Here is a 9,493-nt window from a genome sequence, read left to right as displayed (position 1 = left end):
CCCCCCCTGCCCCTCCGGCCCGCCCCCTCCCGTTGTGGGTGGGAAACCAGGTAGCCGGTGGTCCGGGTGAGTGGGTCAGCGCACGTGGTGAGTTGAGGGGTGGCCCACCGCCAGGAAGCGACCGTTACGGGACCCCCCAGCTCCCACCCACCGGTTTTTCCCACCCCTCCACGGGAGGGGGCGGGCCGGAGGGGGTGGTGTGCCGGACGTAAAGCGAAGCAGTCCGGCACACCCCCCCGGAGGACCGCCACCGCACCCCGAAAGCCCCGCGCAGCGGCACCGCCCGCCGCAGGCGCAACGGCGCCGCACTCGGCAACGTGGGAAGCCGCCCCGCCGCAGGCGCACGGCGGGACGGCCGACAACGTGGGAAGCCGGCAAAGCGCAGCGAACCGGTCAGTGGGTGCCATACACCGGCCACGCAGGCTCCGCGGCGGCGAGCAGCTTGCGGGCGGTCCCCCCCGCCTCGACCGGGGTCCGGCGGGCGCCCTTGTCGGCGGTGGGGCCGGGCCGCCAGCCCTCCATGACCGTGATCCGCCCGCCCTCCGTCTCGAAGACCCGGCCGGTGACACGGGCGCTGTCGGCGGCGGAGAGCCAGACCACCAGGGGGGAGACGTTCTCCGGGGCCATGGCGTCGAACTCCCCCTCGGCGGGTGCCGCCATGCTGTCGGCGAAGGTCTGCTCGGTCATGCGGGTACGGGCGGCCGGGGCGATGGCGTTGACCTGGACGCCGTAGCGGCCGAGTTCGGCGGCGGCGACGAGGGTCAGGCCGAGGATGCCGGCCTTGGCCGCGGAGTAGTTGCCCTGGCCGACGCTGCCCAACAGACCGGCGCCGGAGCTGGTGTTGACGACCCGGGCGTCGGGCGTCCGCCCGGCCTTGGCCTCGGCGCGCCAGTGGGCGGCGGCGTGCCGGAGCGGCAGGAAGTGGCCCGTGAGGTGGACGCGCAGGACGGCGTCCCAGTCGTCCTCGTCCAGGTTGACCAGCATCCGGTCGCGCAGGAAACCGGCGTTGTTGACCAGGCTGTCCAGCCGGCCGAAGGAGTCCAGGGCGGTGGCGATCAGCGAGCCGGCGCCTTCGCCGGTGGTGATGTCGCCGGTGTGCGCGACGGCCTCGCCGCCGCGGGCGCGGATCTCCTCGACGACCTGCCGGGCGGGCCCGGCCGAGGCCCCGGCGCCGTCCGCCGCCACCCCGAGGTCGTTGACCACCACCCGGGCCCCCTCGGCGGCGAGGGCCAGGGCGTGGGCGCGGCCCAGGCCGCGGCCGGCGCCGGTGACGACGGCGACGCGTCCGGTGCAGATTCCGGTCATCTCAGGGCTCCTTGGGGTGGTTGACGGTGGCGGCGTCGAGGAAGGCGGGGCGCTCCCCGCCGCCGTGGACCAGCAGGCTGGCGCCGCTGAGGTAGCGGGCGCGGTCGGAGGCGAGGAAGACGCAGGCATCGCCGATCTCGGCGGGTTCGGCGAGCCGGCCGAGCGGTACGGTCGCGCCGACGGCGGCGAGGCCCGCCGCGTCGCCGTAGTGCAGCACGGTGAGTTCGGTCCGCACCATGCCCGGGACGACGGTGTTGACCCGCACCGCGGGCGCCCATTCGACGGCCATCGAGCGGGCGAGGTTGTCCAGGCCCGCCTTGGCCGCACCGTAGGCGGCGGATCCGGGCGAGGGGCGGGTGCCGCTGACACTGCCGATCATGAGCACCGAACCGCCGTGCGGCTGGCGGCGCATCACCGCGTACGCGGCGAGCGAGGCGGTCAGCGGTGCGGTGAGGTTCAACTCCATGACACGGGCGTGCCGTTCGGCATCGGTCTCGCCGAGCAGCCGGTAGGGGGTGCCGCCGGCGTTGTTGACCAGGCAGTCCAGCCGGCCGTGCTCGGCTGCGACGTCGGCGAAGAACTCCCGTACGGCGGGCGGGTCGCGCAGGTCGAGGGGGCGGAAGCGGGCTGTTCCGCCGTCCGCGGTGACCGGGGCGTCCGGTGGCCGGCGGGCGCAGATGACGACCTCCGCGCCGGCCCGGAGGAAGGCGCGGGCGATGCCGGCGCCGACGCCCCGGGTGCCGCCGGTGACGACGGCGACCTGTCCGGTCAGATCGAGGGTCAGGGGCAACGGGCACCTCCCGCAGCGCGCGATCCGCTGCTAACTTCGCTACCTAACAAACGCTTGGTGGAAAGGTAGCTGATCTGCTCATGGGTGTCTCCACCACCGGGCCGGACCAGGGCATCGCGGTCGTGACCGTGGACTTCCCCCCGGTCAACGCCCTGCCCGTACAGGGCTGGTACGACCTCGCCGACGCCGTACGGGCGACCGGCCGCGACCCCGGCGTCCGCTGCGTCGTGCTGGCCGCCGCGGGCCGCGGCTTCAACGCCGGAGTCGACATCAAGGAGATGCAGCGGGACACCGCGGCGGGCGGCCACGCCGCCCTGATCGGCGCCAACCGCGGCTGCGCCGAGGCGTTCGCCGCGGTCTACGAATGCGAGGTGCCGGTGGTCGCCGCCGTCCACGGCTTCTGCCTGGGCGGCGGGATCGGCCTGGCCGGCAACGCGGACGCCGTCGTGGCCAGCGAGGAGGCGACCTTCGGCCTGCCGGAGCTGGACCGCGGCGCCCTGGGTGCGGCCACCCATCTCGCCCGGCTGGTCCCGCAGCATCTGATGCGGGCGCTGTACTACACCTCGCGCACCGCCACGGCCGCCGAACTGCATGCGCACGGCTCGGTCTGGAAGGTGGTACGACGCTGCGAACTGCACGAGGCCGCACTGGAGTTGGCCCGCGAGATCGCCCGCAAGGACGGCTCGCTGATCCGGCTCGCCAAGGCCGCCATCAACGGCATCGACCCCGTCGACGTCCGCCGCAGCTACCGCTTCGAGCAGGGCTTCACCTTCGAGGCGAACCTCGGCGGGGTCGCCGACCGGGTCCGCGACACCTTCGGCCGGCCCCCGGAAGCGGCGGACAGCAGAGAGGACTGACCCGTGACCGACAAGACCATGACTCCCGACGACGTGATCGCACGGCTGCGCAGCGGGATGACTCTCGGTATCGGCGGGTGGGGGTCGCGCCGCAAGCCGATGGCCCTGGTGCGGGCGCTGCTCCGGTCCGAGATCACCGATCTCACCGTGGTCTCCTACGGCGGTCCGGACGTCGGCCTGCTCGCCGCCGCCGGAAAGATCCGCAAGCTGATCGCCCCTTTTGCGACCCTCGACTCCATCCCCCTCGAACCCCATTTCCGCGCGGCCCGCCAGGCCGGCTCGTTCGCCCTGACGGAGGTCGACGAGGCGATGTTCATGTGGGGGCTGCACGCCGCCGCGAACCGGCTGCCGTTCCTCCCCGTGCGCGCCGGCCTCGGCTCCGACGTCATGCGGGTCAACCCCGGCCTGAAGACGGTCACCTCCCCGTACGAGGACGGCGAGACCTTCGTGGCGATGCCGGCGCTGCGCATGGACGCGGCGCTGGTGCACCTCAACCGCGCCGACCGGCTCGGCAACGGCCAATACCTGGGCCCCGACCCGTACTTCGACGATCTCTTCTGCGAGGCAGCCGAAGCGGCGTACGTCTCCTGCGAGCGGCTCGTCGCCGCCGGCGGCTTCCGGGACGCCGCACCGCAGACCCTCCTCGTCAAACGGCATGCGGTCACCGGAGTCGTGGAGACCCCGCACGGCGCGCACTTCACCTCCTGCGTCCCGGAGTACGGCCGCGACGAGCCCTTCCAGAAGCTCTACGCGACCACGCCCTGGCCGGAGTTCGCCGCACGGTTCCTGCACGGCGACGAGCAGACCTACCGCTCCGCCGTCCGGACCTGGCACGAGGAGCGGACGACGAAGGAGGAGCAGAAGTGACCACGGCCACGACCACGGGACCGGCCGCCACCGCCAGCCGCGCCGAATACTGCGTGATCGCCTGCGCGGACGCCTGGCGCGACAACGGCGAGGTGCTCGCCAGCCCGATGGGCACCATCCCGTCCATCGGCGCCCGGCTCGCCAAGCACACCTTCTCCCCCGACCTGCTGCTCACCGACGGCGAGGCGATGCTCGTCGGCCTCGACGGCGAGCCCGAGGGCTGGCTGCCGTACCGCCGGCACCTGACCATGGTCACCGGCGGCCGGCGGCACGTGATGATGGGCGCCGGTCAGCTGGACCGCTTCGGCAACCAGAACATCTCCTGCATCGGTGACTGGCAGCGGCCCACCCGCCAGCTGCTGGGGGTGCGCGGCGCCCCCGTCAACACCCTGAACAATCCCGTCAGTTACTGGGTACCCCGGCATTCGCCCCGGGTCTTCGTCGAGCGGGTCGACATGATCAGCGGCGTCGGATACGACAGCGCAGCCGCCGCCGGCCCGTCCGCGACCCGCTATCACCGCATCCCGCGGGTGGTGAGCAACCTCTGCGTCCTCGACTTCGCCACCCCGGACCGCACCATGCGGCTCGCCTCCCTGCACCCCGGCGTCACGGCCGAGGAGGTCCGGCAGGCGACCGGCTTCGCACTCACCGTCCCCGAACAGGTCCCCCGCACACGCGAGCCGACCGGCGCCGAACTGCGCCTGATCCGCGAGGTCATCGATCCGCAGGGACTACGCGACCGCGAGGTGCCGTCATGAGCGCCGGCGCCCCGCCGCCCCTCGCCACACCGCTGACCGAGCTGGTCGGCGTACGGCATCCGATCGTGCAGACCGGCATGGGCTGGGTGGCGGGCCCCCGGCTGGTCTCGGCCGCGGCCGACGCGGGCGCGCTGGGCATCCTCGCCTCGGCGACCATGACACCCGTTCAACTGCGCTCCGCGATCCGCGAGGTCAAGTCCCGTACGGATCGGCCCTTCGGCGTCAATCTGCGGGCGGACGCGGGCGACGCGGCCGAGCGTGTCGGCATCATCGTCTCCGAGCGCGTACGCGTCGCCTCGTTCGCGCTGGCGCCCTCGAAAAAGCTGATCGCCCGGCTCAAGGACGCGGGCGTGGTCGTCATCCCCTCCATCGGGGCCCGCCGGCACGCCGAGAAGGTCGCGTCCTGGGGAGCCGACGCGGTCGTCGTCCAGGGCGGCGAGGGCGGCGGCCACACCGGGAACGTCGCCACCACCGTGCTGCTCCCCCAGGTCGTGGACGCCGTCGACATCCCGGTGATCGCCGCGGGCGGCTTCTTCGACGGCCGCGGCCTGGTCGCCGCGCTCACCTACGGGGCGGCCGGTATCGCCATGGGCACCCGCTTCCTGCTGACGTCCGACAGCACCGTGCCCCGGACCGTCCAGGCCCGCTATCTGGAGGCGGCGGTCAACGACATCACCGTCACCACCAAGGTCGACGGACTGCCGCACCGGATGCTGCGCAGCGAACTGGTCGAGGCCCTGGAGCGGTCCGGCCGCACGGCCGCGCTGCTCACCGCCGTACGCCACGCCGCGTCGTTCCGGAAACTGTCCGGGCTGAGCTGGCCCCAGTTGCTCCGCGACGGGCTGGCGATGAAGAAGAACGGCAGGGAACTGTCCTGGAGCCAGGTCCTGTTGGCGGCCAACACCCCGATGCTGCTGAAGGCGTCGATGGTGGACGGCCGCACCGACCTCGGCGTGATGGCCTCCGGCCAGGTCGCCGGACTGATCGAGGACCTGCCGTCCTGCGCCGAGCTGATCGACCGCATCATGGCCGAGGCACACCGGACGCTGGCGGACCTGCCCCGCTGAGGGTCCCGGCACCGTCCCCAAATCTCCTCGCGCGTAATGGCGTTGGCGCGGCCTCTACCCGTACACCGCCCACCGGAACCGGCCCGGCACGGGGAACCTCCCCTCCCCCGGGAGCCGCCGGACACGAGCCCTCACCCCCGCACCTCCCCCTGGGACGCGGGCCGGCGACGGGGTACCTGCGGCCACGTCCAACCCGACTCCCGCAGGGCGTCGGCGCGTTGTACGAGCGCGTCGATCCGCGTGGCCGCTTCGGCCGGTTCCCAGTAGTGATGGGACGCGGTCGTCTGGTGGGGATGCTTACGATAGAAAACGCTCGGCTCCGCTATGAATTCACCGGGTGCCACAGCCTCCGCTGCAAGGAGGAGAGCAACCGTCTCGGCTCCGGACAGTGCCTGCCAGCCGCCGAGCGCCATCACCAGGCGACGGTGAGCGGCGAAGGTGGTCGCCTGAACGGACAGGTTCCGCTCCCGTACCTCGCGATGGAAGCGGGCGGGCTCCAGGGGGCCGCCCGGAGGGTCGCACGGGCCTGGTGCCGTGCTCCCGTCCTCGTGGAGGTCGATGCAGGCGGATACGCACCAGGGAACACGTTCCAGGGTCTCGATGTCCCGCTCCAGCGCGCCCGGCAGCAGCACGTCATCCGCGTCCAACGTCCGGATCAGGTCTCCTGTCGCGCGCGCGAGGGCGTGGGTGCGGGTTACCGCTATGCGCGCTCGCAGCCCTGTCCCGAATCTGATCCTGGGGTCACTGGGCAGGCTCTTCGCGGGTATGCCCGAGGTGCCGTCCTCCTGCACGCACCACTCCCATTGCCAGTCATCCGGGAGCTTTTGTTCGCGCAGGGATTCATAGGTGTCACCGATGAAGTGGTGGCCGCCTTCGTGTACGGCGGTGATGACGCTGATGGTTCGCATGGAATGGGTCCTGTCGGAGAGGGATGGTCCCGTCAGGGATCATGACATGACCAATGACCAAGGCTTCACCATCGGTGTCCTGTGCGGGCACCCAGCCGCGATTCGGCAGGAAATGTCGCGAAATTCCTGGCCCGGACCGTCGTCGGGTGACCGCAGGACGAGCACTTGGCGCTGTTTTGAATACACCCATTGGTCATAGAATCGGCGCGTGACTGCTGAAGATTCCGCATTCGCGGCGCTGGGTGTGTTGGGTGATCCCGTGCGCCGTCGGCTCTATCGACATGTCGCCGCAGCCCCGGATGAGGTGGGGCGCGACGCGGCTGCGGAAGCGGCGGGGATTACCCGATCGCTGGCCGCCTTCCACTTGGACAAGCTGGTCGAGGCCGGGCTGCTGGCCGTGTCGTTCCGGCGCCTGTCCGGGCGCACCGGCCCCGGGGCGGGGCGGCCGGCGAAGGTGTACCGGCGCGCCGAGGGCGAGCACGCCGTGTCCGTCCCCCCTCGGTCCTACGACGCGGCCGGTCGACTGCTCGCCGAGGTGGTGGAGAACGCCGGCCTGGACCGGGAGTTGCAGGCCGCGGCGAGGGCCGCGGGTGCGGCACATCCGGATGCGGCTGCCGATGACCTGGTCGAGGTGCTGCGGGCCCGCGGCTACCAGCCCTTCTGGGACGGGGAGACGCTGCGGCTGCGCAACTGCCCCTTCCACACGCTGGCCGAGGAGTTCCCCGCCCTGGTCTGCGGGATGAATCTCGCACTGCTCGATGGCCTGGCACCCGAGCAGTGGTCCCCGGCGATGGATCCGCGTCCCGGCGGGTGTTGCGTGACACTTTCTAAAAACAAGAACCATTGACTATAGAGGTATGGCCGGGCCATTCTGGGCCCATGACTGGCTTTCACCTTGCGCAGGTCAACATCGGCCGTACCGTCGCCCCGCTGGACAGCCCCGAGTTGGCCGAATTCGTCGCCCAACTGCCCGAGATCAACGCACTTGCCGAGCGCAGCCCCGGGTTCGTCTGGCGCATGGTCGACGACGAGGGCGCGGACGCGACCGGCCTCCGCCCCGACGAGAACGACGACCTGCTCCTGGTCAACTGCTCGGTCTGGGAGTCGGTTGAAGCCCTTCGGAACTTCGCGTACCACACCGATCACCTGCGGGTACTGAGCCGCCGCCGCGAGTGGTTCCAAGGCAGGGCCGAGGCGTACCAGGCCCTGTGGTGGATCCCGGCGGGTCACCACCCGAGCGTCGCCGAGGCGATGGAACGGGTCGCGATGGTACGCGAACACGGCCCCGGACCAGGCGCGTTCACCTTTCGCAACCCCTACCCGGCACCGGCCGAGGCCGCTCAGGTCTAGGGCCTGTCCGAGGCGTCGTGGGCCGACGGCGCCCTGATGAGTTCGGGCTCGCGCTCGGCACGGTCGGTCCGACCGCACGACACGGACAGTGCAGACATGGCCGGTCCCCTTGGACGGCCCGAAGGGGATATTCGATGGCCATCGGGCCATGTGGTTGGCACGCTCTGGTCATGAACTCCCGGCTGCATCAAGTGCCGGGCCATTCCTGGCTCGGCACCCCGATCGACGCCCGCTCCCTGTTCGCTCCGGAACACGCCGCACTGATAGCCACGGTGCGCGGCCTGGCGCCCGGCGATTGGAACAGGGAAGCAGTGCCGGGCTGGACCGTCCGTGATCTCGGCGCACACCTCCTGCGTGACTTCTACGGACGACTTGCCCGCGACCGCGACGGCCAGCGGGAAGGACCCGCCTTCGCACCGGGCGAGACGCTGGAGGCGTTCATCCACCGCATCAACCAGGAATGGGTCGATGCCTTCTCCCGGGTCAGTCCGGCCGCGCTCACCGACACCCTCGGCCTGGTGGGCGGGCAGGTGGCCCGGTTCCTCGAGAGCACCGACCCCAACTCACCTTCGCTGGGCGTGTCCTGGGCCGGTGTCGACCCGGCGCCGATGTGGCTGGACATCGCCCGGGAGTTCACCGAGTTCTGGACTCACCGCCAGCAGATCCGCCACGCGGTCGGCCAGGACACCGACCGCGACCCGCGGTTCTTGTCCGTGGTCCTGGACACCTTCATGCGGGCTCTGCCGCACACCCTGAACGAGGTCGACGCGCCGGTCGGCACGCAGATCCGGATGCGGGTCGACGGCCCGGCCGGCGGCACCTGGACCGTGACGGCGACCGGGTCCCGCTGGTCGCTGGCCGAGCCGGGTACCGCGCATCCCACCGCCCTTGTCCGTCTGGACGCGGAGACCGCCTGGCGCCTGTGCACCCGCGGCATCCGACCGGAGACCGCCCTCGCTCGCGCCCGCATCAACGGCCGCCGTGACCTGGCCGAAGCCGCCTGCCGGATCGTGTCGATCGTCTACTGACCGCAGCCCCACCTACCGGTCCGACCGTGGCATCCGGGGCTCGTCATGTCGAGGCCACAGCCGGCTCACGGCGGCCAGGACGCCGCCGTGGAACACGTAAGCCCGCTTCGCGTAGCGGGCGGCAACGGTCCGGGAGCCGCTGATCGCGTTCACGGGGACCCGCATGGTCCGCGGATCTCCACCGCAGCACCGTCTCCGGGCCGCCCGGCCACCGGCCACCCGGCCGAATGAGCGGATCTGATACTGCGCTCTGGACGTACCACACCCGCCCCGACAGCAGTCGCTTCGTGCCGAGGATCCCCTCGGCCGAAACAGCCGGTCCGATCCGACGGCGGATGGGCGTTCCGCGTTCCGGGCGCGTTCAACTCCTGGCCAGGCGCACCGCGCACTCTTGGGAATGAGAAATTCCGATTGGTGACACCCCTGTGGCCGGGCGCGCCCGGCCACTGCACGGAGGACCCCATGGACGGAATTGCCACCACCACCGACCGCCGTCGATTCCTCCTCACCTCGGGTGCCGCCGTCGCAGCCGTCGGCGCCTCCTATGCACTCCCGGGCCGGCG

General features: G+C 71.7%; 10 protein-coding genes. 7 read left to right on the top strand and 3 right to left on the bottom strand.

Annotated features, from left to right (window positions below; all coding sequences use genetic code 11):
- Positions 1-393: 393 nt before the first annotated feature.
- Both RZ84_RS34520 and RZ84_RS34515 read right to left on the bottom strand, forming a co-directional pair.
- Complete coding sequence (locus RZ84_RS34520) at positions 394-1,305, bottom strand: SDR family oxidoreductase (RefSeq protein WP_043268605.1); 912 nt, start codon at positions 1,303-1,305, stop codon at positions 394-396.
- A gap of 1 nt (position 1,306) precedes the next feature.
- A complete protein-coding gene (locus RZ84_RS34515; protein ID WP_043268603.1) occupies positions 1,307-2,095 on the bottom strand; it encodes an SDR family oxidoreductase in 789 nt (262 codons plus the stop codon).
- An 80-nt stretch (positions 2,096-2,175) separates the two neighbouring features.
- Here RZ84_RS34515 and RZ84_RS34510 point away from each other — a divergent pair, with 80 nt between their 5' ends.
- From RZ84_RS34510 to RZ84_RS34495, 4 genes are read left to right on the top strand one after another with little or no spacing between them, the layout of a single operon-like run.
- Positions 2,176-2,952, top strand: coding sequence for an enoyl-CoA hydratase family protein (locus RZ84_RS34510; protein WP_043268600.1), 777 nt, complete (start codon positions 2,176-2,178; stop codon positions 2,950-2,952).
- Positions 2,953-2,955: 3 nt separating this feature from the next.
- Positions 2,956-3,819, top strand: coding sequence for a CoA transferase subunit A (locus RZ84_RS34505; protein WP_043268597.1), 864 nt, complete (start codon positions 2,956-2,958; stop codon positions 3,817-3,819).
- Entirely contained in the window at positions 3,816-4,577 is a 762-nt protein-coding gene (locus RZ84_RS34500; RefSeq protein WP_043268595.1) for a CoA-transferase subunit beta, read from the top strand. Before RZ84_RS34505 ends, RZ84_RS34500 begins: the two co-directional genes overlap by 4 nt.
- The gene (locus RZ84_RS34495; protein WP_043268593.1) at positions 4,574-5,644 is read left to right on the top strand and encodes an NAD(P)H-dependent flavin oxidoreductase; all 1,071 of its coding nucleotides are present in this window, start codon (positions 4,574-4,576) and stop codon (positions 5,642-5,644) included. Before RZ84_RS34500 ends, RZ84_RS34495 begins: the two co-directional genes overlap by 4 nt.
- Positions 5,645-5,775: 131 nt before the next feature.
- Here RZ84_RS34495 and RZ84_RS34490 read toward each other — a convergent pair whose 3' ends face one another.
- Positions 5,776-6,552, bottom strand: coding sequence for a glycosyltransferase family 2 protein (locus tag RZ84_RS34490; protein WP_052230374.1), 777 nt, complete (start codon positions 6,550-6,552; stop codon positions 5,776-5,778).
- A 208-nt stretch (positions 6,553-6,760) separates the two neighbouring features.
- Between RZ84_RS34490 and RZ84_RS34485 the strand changes: the two genes are divergently transcribed.
- The 3 genes from RZ84_RS34485 to RZ84_RS34475 all read left to right on the top strand — a co-directional run bounded on the left by RZ84_RS34485 (position 6,761) and on the right by RZ84_RS34475 (position 8,930).
- On the top strand, positions 6,761-7,399 hold the full coding sequence (locus RZ84_RS34485; RefSeq protein ID WP_043268591.1) for a helix-turn-helix transcriptional regulator: 639 nt from the start codon (positions 6,761-6,763) through the stop codon (positions 7,397-7,399).
- Between the two features lie 32 nt (positions 7,400-7,431).
- The gene (locus RZ84_RS34480; protein WP_043268589.1) at positions 7,432-7,902 is read left to right on the top strand and encodes a DUF3291 domain-containing protein; all 471 of its coding nucleotides are present in this window, start codon (positions 7,432-7,434) and stop codon (positions 7,900-7,902) included.
- Between the two features lie 170 nt (positions 7,903-8,072).
- The gene (locus tag RZ84_RS34475; RefSeq protein WP_043268587.1) at positions 8,073-8,930 is read left to right on the top strand and encodes a maleylpyruvate isomerase family mycothiol-dependent enzyme; all 858 of its coding nucleotides are present in this window, start codon (positions 8,073-8,075) and stop codon (positions 8,928-8,930) included.
- Positions 8,931-9,493 lie beyond the last annotated feature (563 nt).

This window comes from Streptomyces sp. CT34, from assembly GCF_000805335.1.
Lineage (GTDB): Bacteria > Actinomycetota > Actinomycetes > Streptomycetales > Streptomycetaceae > Streptomyces.
The sequence above is the reverse complement of the archived record's forward strand: the minus strand, read 5'-3'. Positions and strand labels throughout refer to the sequence as shown.

Excerpts from the sequence above, each read along its gene's own strand:
- RZ84_RS34520 (WP_043268605.1), bottom strand. The coding sequence starts at position 1,305 with ATGACCGGAATCTGCACCGGACGCGTCGCCGTCGTCACCGGCGCCGGC.
- RZ84_RS34510 (WP_043268600.1), top strand. The coding sequence starts at position 2,176 with ATGGGTGTCTCCACCACCGGGCCGGACCAGGGCATCGCGGTCGTGACC.
- RZ84_RS34495 (WP_043268593.1), top strand. The coding sequence starts at position 4,574 with ATGAGCGCCGGCGCCCCGCCGCCCCTCGCCACACCGCTGACCGAGCTG.
- RZ84_RS34490 (WP_052230374.1), bottom strand. The coding sequence starts at position 6,552 with ATGCGAACCATCAGCGTCATCACCGCCGTACACGAAGGCGGCCACCAC.
- RZ84_RS34480 (WP_043268589.1), top strand. The coding sequence starts at position 7,432 with ATGACTGGCTTTCACCTTGCGCAGGTCAACATCGGCCGTACCGTCGCC.
- RZ84_RS34475 (WP_043268587.1), top strand. The coding sequence starts at position 8,073 with ATGAACTCCCGGCTGCATCAAGTGCCGGGCCATTCCTGGCTCGGCACC.